Source organism: Bacteroides oleiciplenus YIT 12058, from assembly GCF_000315485.1.
GTDB classification, from domain to species: Bacteria; Bacteroidota; Bacteroidia; order Bacteroidales; family Bacteroidaceae; genus Bacteroides; species Bacteroides oleiciplenus.
On the sequence record NZ_JH992940.1, the window covers coordinates 681204 to 698280 of the forward strand.

The window sequence follows — 17077 nt, forward strand, 5'->3', positions numbered from 1 at the left end:
AAAACATATGAATGATAAAATGAAGACTATTCAACTAAGAGAAAAGGACAACAAGGGTCGCATCTACATATATTATATAGGAGATGTATGGAAAGCTTTTGGGCGCTCAGCCTATTATGTACACCAGTTTTATCCGGAGTTGCATATTGTGGAAGATGACAAGCAGTCGGCAGCAGGGACTCATATATCTATTCCCGACGAGTATTTATTACGGCTTTCTGAAGAGAACCTGGTATTTGCAGGAGATGATTATATACAGGTGAAAGTTCCGGCAACACTGCTTTGCCAATCAAAATGAGGAGTAAGCTATATGTCATAATAAGATTTCGTCAGAAAGCCTTGAAGTCCTTATTTATTGCTTTGGGTATCTTTTGGGGTGCTTGCTCCTGCATAACGGATCGGAAGCAGGATACCGGAAGCATTGAGCATTTGGGAGATAAATATGATTTCACAGATTCAATGCTGATGGATAAGCCGGAGGTTGCTGAAGCAATGCTGGTGGATTATCTTGCCGGTTTGCCCCAACTCACTGAAGAGGAAGCGTGCGGAAGTGTCCGGAAGTTAGTAGCAAAATACGGAGCTGATGATTCCGTAAGTCGCTGGCTCCTGCAACGGCTGGAACATCATTTGTACGAGCCGGACTCGCCGATACGGAATGATAATTATTATATTTCAGTATTGGAGGAAGCATTGGTTTCCGGACATCTGAATGGAATGATGCGCGTACGTCCGCTGTATCAATTGAAGATGCTTAAAAAGAATCGGACGGGAGATATAGCTGCCGATTTCAGCTTCACTCTTCCTGCCGGAGAACTTCAGAACCTATGGGGCATTCCTGCCCAATATACATTGTTGTTGTTTTACGATCCGGATTGTATGCATTGCTTGAGCTATATACAGCAGCTATCTGAATCTCCGGTAATAAACTCTTTGCTGCAACGTAGTGAACCGGCTTTGCCGCAACTTGCTTTGGTTGCGATTTGTACGGAAAGTGATATGGATACGTGGTGGGAATATCAGAATTCTCTTCCTTCCACATGGGTAAACGGTTATGATTCAAGGAGCGTATTGACTGAAAAAGAACTCTATTTTTTGCGTTCTCTCCCTTCGCTATATTTATTGGGCGCGGACAAGCAAGTATTATTGAAAGAGCCGTCATCTATAAGTGAAGTTACCAATTATTTATTGAAGGAGGTTGGCCTGCCGCATACATAATCAACTCATCCGTTGCCGGTCAGCAACACAACCTTCGAGGGCCGGGTTGCTGATGCAGTTTTCATGATTGAGTAGTTTTTATAAGACCATCAACCGGGTACTCAGAAGGTCGACAATCATTGACTGAAGCACCTTGGCGTTGATCGGTTTGGGGGTGTATCCGTCGAATCCCTGGCTGAGAATGCGTTGCTCGTCGGAAGCGTAGGCATAAGCCGTAACAGCGAGTATGGGTACATCCTTTGAAATTTTGCGTATTTCGGCGGTGGCTTCATAGCCATCCATTACAGGCATATTGATATCCATCAGTACGATATGCGGACTGTGATTTTTGAACAACTCCACAGCTTCCTCACCGTTCCATGCGTGCAGGACACAATAATCTTTTTTAAGGATTGTCTCGAACAGAGTGTAATTGCTCATGTTGTCCTCAGCGACGAGAATAGTGATTTTATCTTTCAGTACGGTCTGAAGCGTATATTCCTGTTGGGGTTTATTCTCTTTTTTCGCCAGAATATTCGGGATCGTGAACCAGAAAGTCGAACCTTTGCCCGGTTCGGATTCCACGCCGATTTCGCCGCCCATTTTGTTAACGATGGTTTTGCAAATAGGCAGGCCCAGACCTGTCCCCTGCGCAAATCCATTGAGTTTGACAAAGCGCATGAAAATATCGGCCTGTTTCTCTTGGGGAATACCGCAGCCGGTATCCGTTACATAAAAACGAAGCATTCCCTCCTTCCTCTGCGCCGTATATCCCATTGATATACCTCCTTCTTCGGTAAATTTAATGGCATTGGTGGTCAGGTTGATCAGCAACTGGCTCAGACGATTGCGGTCTGTCTTGATGATGCAGTCGGGCAAGCTGTCCTTCAACCGAACCGTCAGACCTTTGTCTTCGGCCCGCAACTGCATCGTTTTGATCGTCTCCTTTATCAGGGCATTCACATCGACGGGAGTTTCGGCGAACTCCAGTGTTCCGGCCTCAATTTTACTCAGATCGAGGATGTCGCCGATCAATTGCAGCAGCAATTCATTATTATTTTCGATAATCCGGACATACTCTTCGCGTTCTGCGGCTTCCTCCGCCGTATTCAACAATCCTGAGAAGCCTACAATGGCATTCAATGGAGTACGTATCTCATGGCTCATGTTGGCAAGGAATGCCGACTTAAGCCGATTCGATTCTTCGGCCTTATCGCGGGCATCGATCAGCTCGTATTCCATTTTTTTGCGTTGCGTGATGACGAGAGATGAACCGACCAGCGTGATTGGTTTACCATTTTCATCGCGTTTGTCTACGGCGGCCTGAGCCTCGACCCAGTCCATCCTGTGGCCGTTTTTGTCGCGCGTTAAAACCCGGTACTCTTCATGCACTTTAGGACAGCGGTCTTCGATCAAATCTCGAAATGCCTGTTCGACCCGGTGACGGTCCTCCTTATGTATTTTGGAAAAATACTGCGAATCGGGAACAGATAATTTTTCCTCGTCAATTTCATGTCCGATATTGCTCAATTCTACCGGACGGTTAATGTCGCACAGGATTTTATGTTCACACAAATCCCAGTTCCATGGAACGATACTGGCCACTTCCAGTGCCAGCGCCAGTTTTTGATTCGTGGTATTTAGTTTCTGCTGGGCGTTGTGCAGCTCAGTAACGTCAACATAGTAGGCATCGACATACCCCAACTTTGCGGCCGGCGTTACTACGACATTCTGGTAAAACCCCTGCTCTGAGAAATACTGCGTATAAGTGATGGCCCTTTTTTCGGTATCCGCTAATACTGCAAGACGCAGAGTAACCTCCAGATCAGCACCGAAGAATTCGCTACCTTTATAACTGTCCGTTTCAACCCCGTGAGTAAAGTACGTCGTAAAACGGCCATTTGTCCGACCGATCTCCAGGTCTATGACCTCCCCATTTCCCCCTCGGATGAGTTTCGCCTGCATATAGGCGACCGGCATATTATCGAACAGGTTGGTAAATTCCCTGCTGGTTTCAAACTCCCGCCTCTGGGCTGTATTGAGGGCTTTCAGCGTGCGAATGCGATGATTGAGAAAATAAAAAAGCAACAACCCCAGAATTAAAATACTTCCGGCAATAAAGAGCAGACGATGCTGTTGGAAGAAAGTTTGCGGGCGGTCGATGAATATGCTTTCGGGCGGACAATCATCTGCCGTAAAACCTTTCGCAACAAGGGCTGGATAATTGAAAAAAGGCATTGCCGCCGAATGATAAAAGGGAATTTCCCGAGGGGATTTCCCGGCAAGAACCGATGAAATAGTCTGTAACAAATGTGCCTCGAATGCGTTCGGATCACAGAAATAGCCACCTACCATTCCGCTGTTGTTCATTACGGGACTTTTGAGCGCAAAAACAGGAACCGGAGTATTGGATATTACCCGGAACGAATTGGCATTGATGACCGGGCTCCCCACTAACTCCGACTTCCGGAACCAAGAGGAGAAAAGCACACCGGTAGAGGCGATATCGGCAGAATCCAATTGCCCCAACAGCTCATTTAACGACATGTCAGCAGCTGAAAGGAAGCGGTACTCAAGCTGAGGATATTCCTGTGCCATCAGGTGTTCCAAATCGTAGCTAAGCTGCTGGTTAACGTAACGACCGTCGCCGACCAACCAGACTTTTTTCAACCCGGGGATCATTTTCTTTAGCATAGCGACATTTTCTTTGGGAAACATTGGGATTTGAAGCACCGTCAGGTTGTATTGATCTGTAAGCGTCACAAGTTTCACACGTTCCTGCGGCGAAAGAGGCCGTTTCTCAATATAGGCCATGTCGGGTCCGATATAATTTTCTTCCGCACACAGGATCATCGGGATGTCACCCCAGTGGGCACGGATTGCTTTTTTAAAGAGCAAAGATGGATTGCCCAACAGGAGCAAGGCTTTCGGAATCCTGTTCGAGTATTTATCGAAAAGGGCGTTTGCCATACGGTCGAACTGAACCGTGTCGTTCACCATCAGCATGTTCATGTGTTCGATGAAAATGGTAGTATTATGACCGGCTGAAAACTGTTTGTGAATAGGTTCGATAATAGCGTTGCTCCACGGTGCATCCGAGGTATATGTATTGAGGACCAGCAGATAATCGCCCATGAAATTAGAAGGCTGATTATCCGGGGCGGTTTGGCCCTGAATCTCCGACACAAATATAAGCGTGATCAAAAGAAGACCGATTTTACGTAATAAAGAAGGCATATTGTATAAAAAGTTAAGTTTCATATTGAATTACTATGTCTCAGGCTGGATAGCCTGAATGATTTTTCTGTATTTCGAGGGAGTCATGCCTGTGTAATGACGGAAAAACCGACTGAACGTTGGCAGGTCGGGAAAATTGAGGCGGTCTGCGATTGTTTTCAAATCCATCGATGGTTCGCGCAGCAAGGCTTTGATCTCAATGATTGTGTAGCGAACAATCCAGTCATGGGCTGAATGACCGCTGATACTTCGAACCAGATTTGTCAGGTATTTTGGAGTAATATTCAATCTTTCCGCATAATAGCCGATTTCTTTGTTGGGAGAATGTTCGTCGATAATCATGCGCAGAAATTTAAATGCAAGCTCCTCTTTGCGTGTATACTGGGTATTTTTCCCGGCAGGGTCATTGGCATAGCCAATGTAAACGTCCCAGTAAAACACTCGCAAAAGTTGCATAATCGACTCTTTTCTGTAATTGAGGGGCACATGCTTTTGACGGTAATCTAAAAGGTTGCAAAAGTATTGAAAACGTGCAATATAGCTTTCATTCGGCTTGGTAACGACTTTCTTGCGCATAAAAAAGAAGAAACCCGAACGAAGCACCCACAGGGAACTCAGCGTATCAGAGAACATTTCTTGCGAAACACGGAAGAATGTCATACGAAAATCGGGACTTACAGCCCGGATGGATACGAGTTGCCATGGAAACAGGATGAGAATACCTCCGGGTACGAGTTCGGACGGGGTATCGGCCACTTGGACGATAGCACTTCCCGCCGTGCATACGCCTCCGATTCCTTCCTTCAGGTAATCAGGCTGCTCCGATATGGGGAAATTGTCCATATTTGTGTAAACTCCGAACTCCCAATTTTCTTTGGGCTCGTTTGATTGTGTGTTTTGTTTTATATTTTGATTCATTTTAAATACTTGATTTTGCAAAGATAGGTATTCCAAACTCAGGAAATATGACGATTTTACACCAATTATTAGCAATAATGTCCTGAACTTGAACTTTTATGATTGCAGATATACTATAATTGAAGGGAATTACGATGTAACTGCTCCCATGTTCAATTTAATAGGAAAATGAAAAGGACTTCACTTCGGGCGGTAAGGAGATAGAAAGATGTAATATTCGTTCGTACTCAATTGCCCGATCATCGGGCAGTCGATACGGCCATCGACGGATGTCAGCATATGACTGATAATGTAAAGTTTCAACCTATGCAATTAGCTCTCCCACCCTTCAGAAATGAGGGAGAATTCGAATAGCGGTATATTTTATTCAGAAAACAATCAATAAGAAAGCCGGAGTATAAACTCCGGCTTATAAAACTGTTAATGACTAATTTGAAAGCAAAATCACAACTATACCCACAATTGTCGAATGTGTTGAAATCTGTCAAAGATACTAATTTGAAAACAAGTCAAAAATATGTTCACAGTCCATTTCATGGTAAAATAAAAGGAGGGATACTTCAATTAAGATGCCACAATGTTTGATTGCCCAAAGATATACATAATAAGATAATAAACAACTTATAATATGACAAATTATAAAAAAATCCAACCAAAGGTGCTAAAATGGAAAGCTATCAGAGTTTACGCCCTAAAAGTGCAGATAAAGTAAACATACGTCTATTGTAGTTAAGCAGCTGTCCGGTATCGATAGCGGTCTTTGTGTATGGCGTGGTTTCATCATTATAAAAGAATAAATCGACGATATCGCCGGACTTCTTTACTTCCTGCGCCAAACTAAGAGGTATATCCTCTATATCATACGGCTCAACCGGCAGGGCGTCGATGCTGCCGTCCTCACTCTTTCCTAAAAGGTTATACTTCCGGTTAAAAAGAGCGATAGCCCTCTTTTTGAAGTCGATGCGGATGCCATAGGGCCTGTTTACCTGAAAGTCCCGGATGGCTTTGATGCGGATTTGTTCAATCTGTTTCTTTTCCATGATTTAGTTCTCAAAAAACAGGTTCAAAGATAACCAATTTATTTCTGATTTGGCAAACTCCAGGGCATCATTAAACTGCAATCCAAGAATAAGGGAAAAAAACTTTGTCAATTTCTTTGCTGTTCCCACAGGAATCCATAACTTTGTTGGCTGAAAAGCCGAGGAGAAATACGGCTTTATTGAAACGCTTTTGCAGACAAGAAAACGACCAATTTTTATTTAATGCAAAAAGAACAAAGTTCCAATAAATCAGTTTCATGCGAACGATATAACGTCGGGCGTGTGAACGTATTTATTGAACTTTGTGGGTATTTGGTCGTACCTCTTGTCTGAATAAATATGAACTCAGCGCCCGATTTTTTTTATCAGGTATAAAATCAAGATACGGGCGTATCATAAAAAAATAAAGAAGTATGAAGACGCCAGACAAAGCAACGCCAAGCCGCATGATCGCAAAGGCATATAATCTGTATAACCACATAAGTTCTACAGAATCTATTGCCGCACGGGCCTGTGCATTCAAAAAGAATGACTCCCCCACCCCAGAGATTCCTCCAGTCAGCGACACCTATTACTCCAAACCTTTTCGGTAGCACCCTCAACCCAACAAGCAAACTGATTATCTTTATTTTCTTTTATTACCCACATTATCAACCTAACTTTACACACATAAACTATGGCAAATTGGATGACAATACAAAAAATGGCAGAGAAGTACGGCATTAACGAATCCACACTTCGGGGATGGGCAAACTTAGGATACGTTGTATCTTCAAGAATCAATAACGACATAATGATTGATGACGATAGCCTGCAACGCTACCTGGACGCCCACAAGAACAAAGGGCTGAGTGAAGGATATCTGGATAAGATTATCAAGGAGAAGGTGCTGGAGCGTGAAGTGCTTCTCAGCCGCTTTGAAGATGAGTTGTTTTTGCTGAAAACCCAGGTGATGCACCAACAACTGTTCAGCATCCTTATTCAGGAACTCGGCGAATTGATTACAGATGACCACTTGCGGGAAATATTCCTTGCCATCTCACGGGGCGAGCCCATTTCGCGGGTAGCGGTCCGCCACCAGATGACGTATGCGCAAACAGTGGCAACCTATAGCAACATCCTTGGGAAGTTGGGCGAGAATTCAGGCAGAATTGCTACGTACCGCCTTCAGGTGATGAATGCCTTGTTTGGCAAATATGGCGTTGAGAATCCTTTGGATATCCCGCTGAAACTAATTATAGAATTCCATGCTCAAAATGTACTGTTGACAGAAGAGGAAATCAAAACCATAGGTGACCTTCTGAAATTTACCTCCCAGAACGGGTGGTCAAGCCTGAAACGTATCAAAGGTATGGGGCGGATTACTTACGATAATTTGGTGAAGACACTGTACAATGCCAATTTCATCGTCATAGGCGAAGATAAAAGCATCGTATTGGCCCCCGAAATAGCCGCCCTCGTGATGTAGAAAAAGCGCCCCTCACCGGATGGGGACGCTTTCTGCATGTTCACGAATACACTCCGGATGCGCAGGGCAAGGGAATGTTGAGCAGGGGTTAGACTGAAGGGTCTTCGCCTTCGCCCTCATTGCCGCTGCCGCCGCCTGCCGGGATACCTTTGGCCTTGCGGTAGTCGGTCAGTGAAGCGTAGTTTACACCATCTTCCAGCACGCCGCCGTTCTGGAATTTCAACTGCCGGACAACGCCGTCTCTCAACTCCTTGCTTGGGGTAAATATAACGCGCGGCTCCTTAATCATGGTCGCGGCATTAAAATCATTGATATTTTCCACTCCCTCGCTTTTGAAGGTGACGCGCAGCGTACCCAGGTTGCCCACTTTCACCGTATGACCTTGCAAAAGCTGCTGGACGGCATACTTACCAAGCAAATCGATAGCAGCCTCCATTTCGATAGGGGCTGTGGTGGTGTTCTCTGTAGCAGCGCGGGTCATTGCTTTGATATCCTGTGACTCCCGGCTTTGGGGGACTGCATACCATTTCTTCGCTTCATCCGGCTTCATCGGATTTCTTTTCAGTACTAAATTGTAATCTTGCATAAATACGTTTTTTAGATTGTTGATAATATTCTTACGGGATTTAGGGGCACCCGCCCGTCTCGCCCGGTGTCTCACACCTGTGTCATCCAGTGCCTCGCATATGTGTCACCCGGTGTCTCGCATATGCAAGGCGGGGTGTCTCGCACCTGCGACACTTGACCTGACACGCCTGTGCCTCCCGGTGTGAGGCAGGTGTGAGGCCGGGTGTGACTCCCCACCGAAAAAGAATAGAGAAAACGTATATGAAATGTCTATTTTAATGCTTGTTTTTGTCCCGTTCATTAATGGCTTACGGGTGAGTAATGCCAGAGAATGGCTTAATTAGAGCATTATTGAAACAGGGTTATGATACCAAATCTCGCAAATTTGTGAATCCATATAGACCTAAATCAAGAATGTTCGCTTTTTTGTTATATCCCTGCCTACAGGCACAATATAACGGAAAACGCGGGCATAGACTGATTTATCTACGTGGAAGGGTTAGCGAGAACCTGGTATCTAGGTAAGGAAGTCTATTGACCCGCGTCCCCCTTTTCAGCAGTCTGATATTAATTCTGCATGACAATAAAGATATGTTTTGAATATAGTACGTGCGGACATTTCAATGTCGGCGAACTGTATTTCCCGGGCTGCCTTGTTTGTGAAAATGGGGCAGTCCACCCGGAACAAAGGTGACTAAAATGCACCTAATCTGTTAAGTATGTACCGTTTTATTCCTCAGGGGAAAGGCGGTCCTTTTTTTGCACCTCCCGGGCAAACTGCTTCCCTTTCTTCGTAGTCATGTACACCAGTCCGCCCCCCTCCTGCTCGTAATCGACGTACCCCATGCGTTCAGCTTCTTTCAGGTAGAGTTCAATGCCGAAGATGCTGATATTCTTCAGCCACTCGTTCTTCTCTTTCAGCGTTTCGGAACTGGAACGTTCGTTGGCACAGACTGAAAGTGTAATCTTCTCGGCACCTTCTACCAGGGCGCTTTTGCGCGGAAAACGGGGCTTGTCCGGAGGTAGTTTCTCTATGATTTGAATTTCTGCCTGCATCTCCTGCGCTGGTGTTGCAACAGATGCTTCGATGGGGGTCTGTGCCGGTTTAATGGGCTGCGGGGGGCTTTCCAGCATCTTGATTCCGTGTGTGTCCATCAGTTCGAGTAGATTGGGTTGGTCGAAGAAGGCAGAGATGCCGTATATCAGTTGTTGCAGTTTGTCTTTCAAGTCGTTGAAGAACTGTTCCCGTTCTGCCGTCCAGTCGATAACGATGCAATATCTGTCCGGGCTTTTTCTAAAAGAATGCCCCGGCGTGCCATCTGCCATGATGCAGAAATACTCTGTATGCTGGGCGGTCACTTCAAAAAGAATGTGGAAATCGAAACCGAACATATAGTCGGCACCACCCGAAGGATGGTCGAAATGGGCACTAACACCGGGCTTTATCCCGCAATAGCCATTGTACTCTCCGTCCATTCTGTTCATTATCATCTCTGCGGAACCATAGAGATGGTAGGCTATTATTTTACGCCTGGAGGCTACCTTATCATGATACTCCGTCAGGCTACAGAGGAGATGAGTTTTCATATCTCCTTCATTGTTGTATCTCCGCCGTCCGAATTCCGTGAGAACGGACACCTCTTCGGGGAGGTTCTTGTAGTAGAAGCCGGTCTTTTGGGTGTACCAGATTTCGACCTCTACATACTGGCCTTTGATGCGGAAATTGTCTTTTCCAATTTTTGGCATAACTTCGGTTTTAAATTTATTTACTCTTGAATGGGGTGATCGTTCACATAGTCGCAAAGCCATTCGATGGCGGCTTTCACTCCTTGTTCGTAGCTCATTCCGGGAAAGTTGGCATGCCCCGTCTCTTCCGATTCGGAGCACTGGTTCAACAGTTCGTCTATTTCCTCAGAAGTTCTCACAATTCTGTAACTCATAGCCGTTTATTTGTCTTTGATACCATTAAGATGATTAATAATTTTAGTAAGTTCGAGCACCATCTCACCCTCTTTGTTGAGAGTGGCGGCAAACAGTGCATTGTTGAGCCCTTTGATAGTAAATATCAGCTTCTCCTGCTCTAAAAGTTCCTGAGAACTATCGATAGTCATAGTTCCTGCCTTCCACCGTTCAAGCTCCTCTTTCATCCCGTTGTACTTCGTTTCCAGATCACGGAGTGCTTTGTCGCGCACTTCAAGCTTACGCTCAAGGTCTTTGATAATCTTCTTCTGCGATACTTTCTTGGCAGCTTCCTGATACTCCATCGGACTTGGCGGAATATAGACGTCAGGACGGACGTCGGGTGCTTCAATGCCGGTTTTCTTCTGGTTTTCCCTTGCTATATCTTCTTTCAGCTCATTCAGGAATCTTTTGGACGTCGGGCCGGGTTTCCGACGATCCACCACTGTCAGGTCTATCCGTTTCACTGGCAACGTTTCTCCTTCGAATGTGTTGACAACGGCATAGTCTACATTCTCAATTCTCGTGAAGTCTTTAATCACCCCGCCATTCATTAATCCTCTGTCGTCGTAGAACTTTACGACTTTTCCTACCTTAGCTTGATTCATAATAATTACATTTTAAGTTCTTAATAATTTTCTTTCTTGCTCCATTTATTTTTGATTTCACTGTACCCAAAGGAAGATTCATAACTTCTGCAATTTGCTCATAGCCAAAACCATTGACATGCCCCATGAAGACACGGTAATCAATCTGCGACAACGAACGCTTAACCAAATCGGACAATTCTTTAAAGATAAAATCCGCATCGGTACTCTGCGAGAACCTACCCTGCCCCGCCAATAAGGCCATCTGTTCATTGTCATAATTATCAATACCAACTCTTTCATTCCTTCTATAGTTATTTATAAATATATTGGTCATTATAGTAATCAGCCATGAGCGAAAGTTCTTTTCGTTTCCTTCGTAGAAGTAATCCCGCTTATCCAACACCTTTAGTATGGTTTCGGAAACCAGGTCTTTTCTGTCATCTTCACCCAAAGCAAACTTCCGGGCGAAATTGTCCAGATATTGCCTGTTGGCTATCAGTTGACTATTAAAGTCGAATTCCATCGTTTCATTTGTTTTTCTCATTTAGTATCGATACGAATGCCTGTATTTCAGCTATTTGTTCCTAATGCTTCGTGTAGAATCTGCTTAGGAAAAGGTATAAAAGCTCCCCGTACTGCCTGACAGACAATATCCGCATATCAACTAAAAATGTTTCATTTATTCCCGAAATCGGCAGGAATCTCTCCCCATTCCGTCGTATTCCAATGTCTGACTTCAATAGTATCTACTTCAGAAGACATCGCCTTTAAAAACACTTCGGCACGCTTCAAATCCGAGTGACGTTTCTGTGAAGCTGTTTTCTTATTATTGACCCACGTTATGGCCGTTATGCTATCAGTATATATAACCTTCGGGCTGTAACCGGTTTCAATAATGTACTTTATGGCAGCTACTACTCCCAAGAACTCACTGATATTCACTGTTTGATTACCCAGTTCCTTGTTAAACAGTTCATTCCCTGTTTTCAGATCAATCCCTCTGTATTGGGATACACCTCTCTTTATGGAATGAGCACCGTCCGTACAGATTCCTGCTGTAGGACGGTGTGGACTTGTTTCATCCAGTAACATAGTAACCATCAGCTTTCATTAAACGCAAGAGCTCTTGAGCGTACTTTATAAATCGGCTAATCACCTCAGCTTTGTTTTCAAGGTCATCCCTTTTGTCAAGCACCTTCACAACACCATCTATAGTGCGGCTGGACGCCGTCTTTCCATCTATCGGGTCAAAGTAAATCTTCTTATACCCAAATTCGATTTTAATCTGATAAATAGACTTAGGAACAACAATTGTTTCAATATCGGCCTCGAATAATGCCTGAACTGCCGATTCAACAATATACCCGTTCTGCTTAAACATCGGCCTCAGTTCAACGTCATACAATTTGTCTGGGAGGATGTGTCCTTTTAGTTTGGCAGAAAGGACACATATTTTCTTCCTATATCTTGAATCTTCACAGACTCCTTTCAATTTACTACTACCTTTTCCTTTCGGTGGTCTCGATACGAATCCAATAATTTCACCAGTCTCTTCCGACACGGTGAATTTGATTCGCGACTTTTCAATCATGCTATTTCAAATGTTTTTTCATATCTAATTACATTCAATTAATAATCTGATTTCTTTCATTTTTTTTGTCTACTTTGATGCAAAAGTAAGGCGTAGAAAGGTACAGTCCAAATATTTTTTGGATTATTTTTTTGTCAAGATTAGTGTAGGAAAATAGGGTATCAAAAGGGGTTACCTTAGTCTACTATCCTCGGAGAAATGACTATAGTGCTCGTCAGTTTCTGAAATACAATAAGGCACTTGACATTTCCAGTAACGGTAGTAGTTCGCTTTGCCCTCTGTAGAGCCATATACATCATTTCGGTTGATCCACTGGTTACCTTGTTCCGTGTTTACATTAAACCATTTTGCACTATTTGCTATTTTGGGGTTCGAACCAATATAGTGATTCATCTTCTCCAGCCCGTGTACAAAAATACAATGTATTTTTATTTGGTTGTCACAGTCGTACTGACGGGCAAACCGGGCAAATTCATGAATATCGGTATCAAGCAGGCTTCCACCGAAGTGAACAGGAGTTTCCCTTTGAAGCCTCAAAAATGCAGTACGGATGTGCGGCCTCGATTGTATTTCTTTGAGCCGGGATTTAGTCACAGCATCAATAGTTACGTATGTCACCCGATATCCGTTGCCGTTTTTATCAAGTACTTCTAATTGCTTCACATACTCAATCTGTTTATTGATACTATTATCCAGTGGATTTGTGTTGTCGGTACATGTCACTATGATACCAATAAATGCAATAAAGCCAATGTACAAATAAGGAGCCAATTTAGTTAATACGATTAGTTTAATCTCTGATTCTTTCATTTAAGATGCATTTTATGCACTCCATTCCCTCTAATTCTATCAGAAATTATTGTCCCATATCCACGAAAATACAGTGTGTTACGAAAGTATTCCAATTCCTTTTCTGGAATACGTGTAGCATAGATTACATAATAAAAATGTTTTTCCAACAGAATCCGGTCTAAACCGAATATTACAGAAACTATTCGGGAATCTTCAAAATAGGTTTCAAAATATTCTCCGACGCGAAACAGAATTATCATGTCGTTGCCATGCTTTCGTTTCATTTGTGTGTATTTGTCCATAATGTGTTCGTTATTAACGATATTACGGATAATTGAATCGTTCATAAGGGTACTTTTTAGCAACACTTTAAGATATGGGAGTGGCAAATATATGATTTTTAATCTATAAATAGGGAAATGGAATACAATTAATTATTATAAATCAATAACCTGTGCTTGCTTATACGGCACCACAGTTTTCCCCGTAAGCTCCGGCAGGAAGCACCCACTCTTCATGTTCCTCCAGGATGACAGACGGCGTATAGATACGGCCCGTAGCCAATGCCTTCAGTTCCGGAGTGATATCCTTATAAGGAGTTCCCGAATGAATCAGCGAAGGCAAATCCGTTCCACGTTTAATGGTGCAACCAAAGCGCTTCTCATACCGAATAATCAGCCGGGTCTGAGCAGGGCTGACTACTGCCGCACTGGCAAACTGGTTCTTACGGGAGAAAATGCAGAACTTACAACTGCATCTTCCCCACCCCATATAATAACACGGATGCACCCGGACACGATATCGTTCAATAATATCCCACACTTCGCGTTCCTTCATATCGCGCATCGGCCTGTATCTGTCTACATGGCGTTGGAACTGCTTTCCATTCCTGCGGTCCGCGCGATCCGGTTCAAACACAGGATACTTCGCCCGTCGTGCGGACTCCTCTCCCCTTTCTCCTGAAATCACCAGCGTGCGTATTCCGCGGAAACGCTCCTGGTTGACGATAGCAGACGTACATACATCTATCTTCAGGTAGCTGCTGCACCAGCGCACTTTCAGATCGGGCGAAGCCTGCGGGAATTTCCATCGCGTAGAAAGCTTTCCGCTCGTACCACCTACTTTCCCTATGCTGTGGTCGATGCATTCAAAGTGAGTGGGTGCCGTGTATTCCTCCTTGCGGAGCATTTCGCGTTTAAAGCCGCCCTCCTTCCATTGGAAGAATATCTTAACGCCGAATGCTTCAGCAAACTTCCGGCAGTAGTCGGGGGTGACTTCCCAGTCGAAAAAAGTCTTATCGCGAGCGTCGATTTCCTGGTGCCAAAGCTCGATTTTCTCTTTGGGCACGCCCTCGTCCAACAAGTGCAGAAAAGAGGCAGTGGAATCCTTTCCACCGCTAAATTGTACCAGATATTTGTCATAACTGTGTAAATTGAATTGTTCCATACATATAAACTTTTAGTGATACTGTTCCGGTATATTTAGCACCGTTATTTCATCGCTTCATTAAGTTTGGCAATCGCTTTATCCAAGCTCTCGTTTGATGACTCCATTGCTGCAATCGCACTCTCTATTTTATCCCCCTTTACACCGCTTTGAAAGCTTTCAGGCAGGCTATCATACGCATCACGTTCTTCACTGATGATATCTTCTATATCATTTTTCACATCATTTATCTGGTCGATTATCTCGACAATTCGGCTTCTTTTGTTTTTATTCATAATTTTATGGGTATTTAAAAAGGGCAACCGATATGATTGCCCTTTAAATGGATTGAATTATTTAATTTATATACCAACTTTACGGTTCAGCAGGTAGTGTACTCTTATATTTCGATGTAATAAACCTTCAAATGCCCGGGTGGTTTTAAGACTTATCGATAATTTCAAATAAAAAGAGGACTGCCACGGTATCACTACCACAGCAGCCCATACATACTATACTAATGACAACAATAAATATTTTAGTGGTTATTGCAATGCATTCACCATTTTTTCATGGGTACTTCTATAGATCAATCCGTCTGATGTTCGTGCTACATAACAGACAGGTTCACCCATAAGCAGGTTGGCATATACCTTTTGTCCTGCTATTGTTTCTAAGTATTTTACATTATAATAGCTGTTAGTCTGGTATTCTTTCAGCTCTTTTCCCACAGTGGGCTTAACAAAAGAACTGTCGTAATCAGCCAACATCTTCTCCAGCCATGTTTTATGATACGTGCCAATGGCCCGATTGAAGATGACTTGTGGACGAATACTCATCGGGGTGCGGCGGGTTACAATCAAAAGACCATATTTGCTGGGATATGATTCTTTTTCATAGAATCCGATACATGTGTGTCCCAACAGGCAATAAGAGAAATTCTGCCTGTTCTCTCTTAACTGTGAAAAAGAGCATTCGCCACCCATAAACTCAACAGGAAGCCCCGTCATTTCCTGAAAATTTTCATAGTAAACGGCAGGAATATATTCTTTAAGCCCTTTCATGTATGAATCTTTGTTGATTACCAGATTCAGCTTACAGGCTACTTCATAGGTAACAAATTTAGGTTCGGCATACTCTATATTCCTGAGAGAATGTTCGAGTGCTGCCGAAACTATTTCTGGTGTCTGTAACTGGCGGGGTATCTGTTCAAACCAACTATAGGTTTTATCATGCTCAAAGCAATGCTTAACAAATGCTTCATTCCATATCTCTTGCGGAAACTTGGGATATGTGGTAGTCTGTTTAACGAATTTCTTACATACTGTCCTTGTCAACAAGGACTTGTCCACCCCCTGTACAAAGTGATAAAAATTAGGTTTATCCTTGCAGTTGTCCAGCACTTGCAGGAGCCTTGGGACTGTCTGATAATCTTTAGGAAGGTCATTGAAATAAAGAGGTGTCTCCGCGATTATTAAGTCTGCCAACGCATCATTCATCACAGTTTTCATCTTCGCAAGGATATCACTTTTTGCCGGAAAGTGATAAACATTAATTTTGCTTTTCGGTCCAAGAACCGCCATAAACATATCGAGTGTGTATTTGTCAACACTTACCAACTCTGGTCTCTGCATAGCCAATAGCTTATGATATTCACCTTGCTTATGACATTTAGGTATGAGTTCTATCGCAGCTTCCACTGACAATCCGGATAGTGACAACAGCCCTCTGTAGAACGCTCTGTTTTTAATGGTACGAGGGACAAAAGAAAGAAGTACTTGTGTCTTTTCCAAGGCCGACCTTTTTTCATACTCACTACTACCGTAATGGTTATAGCGTCACGTCTGTAATCGTAACTTGAATTACCGGAAAAGAGGTTCCGAATGCCTTTATAAACAGCCTCTACATTCCAGCAGCAAGAAGGAATCAACGCCAGATAATGCATATGATTCTTCAAACTCCCCATCAATACCTTTAGCATGTTCTGGTTTCTTAATGTATAGGGTACTTCGGGAAGATTATCAATATCTTTTTCTACGGCGACATTGCATACCTCTTGCGAACGTTTGTCAACAGGTAGCCGACTCAGGCTGAAGCTGCTCCAACCGTCACCACTTTTTTGAAGAATACGTTGGATATTCTCCATAGTCATGAATTCCACAGGCAAACAATCCAATAAACGAATGTTACCTTCTTCTACTCCGGCTTTAATGATTTCTGAAGTTAATAAACTGACCGGAAGATTAGCAATTGCTGTGCAAATAGAAAAGTTTGTCATATTGTTGTTTTTTAGTCG

Annotated in this window: 20 protein-coding genes and 1 pseudogene; 4 read left to right on the plus strand and 17 right to left on the minus strand. The window is 43.5% G+C overall.

What is annotated here, in order from left to right:
• Positions 1 to 7 precede the first annotated feature (7 nt).
• Positions 8 to 298, plus strand: a complete 291-nt coding sequence (locus tag HMPREF9447_RS02755) for a hypothetical protein (protein ID WP_009127859.1) — start codon at positions 8 to 10, stop codon at positions 296 to 298.
• Positions 295 to 1215 (plus strand): DUF5106 domain-containing protein, encoded by a 921-nt coding sequence (locus HMPREF9447_RS02760; RefSeq protein ID WP_009127861.1) that lies wholly within the window; start codon positions 295 to 297, stop codon positions 1213 to 1215. Before HMPREF9447_RS02755 ends, HMPREF9447_RS02760 begins: the two co-directional genes overlap by 4 nt.
• Positions 1216 to 1293: 78 nt before the next feature.
• Here HMPREF9447_RS02760 and HMPREF9447_RS02765 read toward each other — a convergent pair whose 3' ends face one another.
• The 4 genes and pseudogenes from HMPREF9447_RS02765 to HMPREF9447_RS02775 all read right to left on the minus strand — a co-directional run bounded on the left by HMPREF9447_RS02765 (position 1294) and on the right by HMPREF9447_RS02775 (position 6389).
• On the minus strand, positions 1294 to 4455 hold the full coding sequence (locus HMPREF9447_RS02765; RefSeq protein ID WP_044137360.1) for an ATP-binding protein: 3162 nt from the start codon (positions 4453 to 4455) through the stop codon (positions 1294 to 1296).
• A 9-nt stretch (positions 4456 to 4464) separates the two neighbouring features.
• Positions 4465 to 5349, minus strand: a complete 885-nt coding sequence (locus HMPREF9447_RS02770) for a helix-turn-helix domain-containing protein (RefSeq protein WP_009127865.1) — start codon at positions 5347 to 5349, stop codon at positions 4465 to 4467.
• Between the two features lie 186 nt (positions 5350 to 5535).
• A pseudogene (locus tag HMPREF9447_RS28995) lies at positions 5536 to 5652 on the minus strand (5-amino-6-(5-phosphoribosylamino)uracil reductase); the annotation flags it as partial.
• 374 nt (positions 5653 to 6026) lie between these two features.
• The gene (locus HMPREF9447_RS02775) at positions 6027 to 6389 is read right to left on the minus strand and encodes a hypothetical protein (protein WP_009127866.1); all 363 of its coding nucleotides are present in this window, start codon (positions 6387 to 6389) and stop codon (positions 6027 to 6029) included.
• Positions 6390 to 6802: 413 nt separating this feature from the next.
• Here HMPREF9447_RS02775 and HMPREF9447_RS28315 point away from each other — a divergent pair, with 413 nt between their 5' ends.
• Both HMPREF9447_RS28315 and HMPREF9447_RS02790 read left to right on the plus strand, forming a co-directional pair.
• On the plus strand, positions 6803 to 6982 hold the full coding sequence (locus tag HMPREF9447_RS28315) for a hypothetical protein (RefSeq protein ID WP_009127868.1): 180 nt from the start codon (positions 6803 to 6805) through the stop codon (positions 6980 to 6982).
• Between the two features lie 95 nt (positions 6983 to 7077).
• A complete protein-coding gene (locus tag HMPREF9447_RS02790; RefSeq protein ID WP_009127870.1) occupies positions 7078 to 7857 on the plus strand; it encodes a helix-turn-helix domain-containing protein in 780 nt (259 codons plus the stop codon).
• A gap of 88 nt (positions 7858 to 7945) precedes the next feature.
• On the opposite strand, the gene HMPREF9447_RS02795 is transcribed toward HMPREF9447_RS02790, so the two are convergent.
• The 13 genes from HMPREF9447_RS02795 to HMPREF9447_RS02850 all read right to left on the minus strand — a co-directional run bounded on the left by HMPREF9447_RS02795 (position 7946) and on the right by HMPREF9447_RS02850 (position 17059).
• Entirely contained in the window at positions 7946 to 8443 is a 498-nt protein-coding gene (locus HMPREF9447_RS02795; RefSeq protein ID WP_009127871.1) for an HU family DNA-binding protein, read from the minus strand.
• A gap of 710 nt (positions 8444 to 9153) precedes the next feature.
• Positions 9154 to 10170 carry a hypothetical protein gene (locus HMPREF9447_RS02800; RefSeq protein WP_009127873.1) on the minus strand — a complete coding sequence of 339 codons (1017 nt, stop codon included), beginning with the start codon at positions 10168 to 10170 and terminating at the stop codon, positions 9154 to 9156.
• 20 nt (positions 10171 to 10190) lie between these two features.
• Positions 10191 to 10364, minus strand: a complete 174-nt coding sequence (locus tag HMPREF9447_RS28320; protein ID WP_009127875.1) for a hypothetical protein — start codon at positions 10362 to 10364, stop codon at positions 10191 to 10193.
• Between the two features lie 6 nt (positions 10365 to 10370).
• Positions 10371 to 10991: a hypothetical protein gene (locus HMPREF9447_RS02805; protein WP_009127877.1), complete on the minus strand. Its 621-nt coding sequence runs from the start codon at positions 10989 to 10991 to the stop codon at positions 10371 to 10373.
• Positions 10978 to 11517: an RNA polymerase sigma factor gene (locus HMPREF9447_RS02810; protein ID WP_081589742.1), complete on the minus strand. Its 540-nt coding sequence runs from the start codon at positions 11515 to 11517 to the stop codon at positions 10978 to 10980. Before HMPREF9447_RS02810 ends, HMPREF9447_RS02805 begins: the two co-directional genes overlap by 14 nt.
• 131 nt (positions 11518 to 11648) lie before the next feature.
• The gene (locus HMPREF9447_RS02815; protein WP_009127880.1) at positions 11649 to 12074 is read right to left on the minus strand and encodes an RNase H family protein; all 426 of its coding nucleotides are present in this window, start codon (positions 12072 to 12074) and stop codon (positions 11649 to 11651) included.
• Positions 12052 to 12564 (minus strand): hypothetical protein, encoded by a 513-nt coding sequence (locus HMPREF9447_RS02820; RefSeq protein WP_009127882.1) that lies wholly within the window; start codon positions 12562 to 12564, stop codon positions 12052 to 12054. The genes HMPREF9447_RS02815 and HMPREF9447_RS02820 overlap by 23 nt, the downstream gene beginning before the upstream one ends.
• Before the next feature lie 171 nt (positions 12565 to 12735).
• Positions 12736 to 13374 carry a hypothetical protein gene (locus tag HMPREF9447_RS02825; protein ID WP_009127884.1) on the minus strand — a complete coding sequence of 213 codons (639 nt, stop codon included), beginning with the start codon at positions 13372 to 13374 and terminating at the stop codon, positions 12736 to 12738.
• Positions 13371 to 13703, minus strand: a complete 333-nt coding sequence (locus HMPREF9447_RS02830; protein WP_009127886.1) for a MutS N-terminal domain-containing protein — start codon at positions 13701 to 13703, stop codon at positions 13371 to 13373. The genes HMPREF9447_RS02825 and HMPREF9447_RS02830 overlap by 4 nt, the downstream gene beginning before the upstream one ends.
• Before the next feature lie 115 nt (positions 13704 to 13818).
• A complete protein-coding gene (locus tag HMPREF9447_RS02835) occupies positions 13819 to 14802 on the minus strand; it encodes a phosphoadenosine phosphosulfate reductase domain-containing protein (RefSeq protein ID WP_009127888.1) in 984 nt (327 codons plus the stop codon).
• 44 nt (positions 14803 to 14846) lie between these two features.
• A complete protein-coding gene (locus HMPREF9447_RS02840; RefSeq protein WP_009127890.1) occupies positions 14847 to 15077 on the minus strand; it encodes a hypothetical protein in 231 nt (76 codons plus the stop codon).
• A 249-nt stretch (positions 15078 to 15326) separates the two neighbouring features.
• The gene (locus tag HMPREF9447_RS02845) at positions 15327 to 16574 is read right to left on the minus strand and encodes a hypothetical protein (protein WP_167549107.1); all 1248 of its coding nucleotides are present in this window, start codon (positions 16572 to 16574) and stop codon (positions 15327 to 15329) included.
• Positions 16466 to 17059 (minus strand): hypothetical protein, encoded by a 594-nt coding sequence (locus tag HMPREF9447_RS02850; RefSeq protein WP_009127894.1) that lies wholly within the window; start codon positions 17057 to 17059, stop codon positions 16466 to 16468. The genes HMPREF9447_RS02845 and HMPREF9447_RS02850 overlap by 109 nt, the downstream gene beginning before the upstream one ends.
• Positions 17060 to 17077 lie beyond the last annotated feature (18 nt).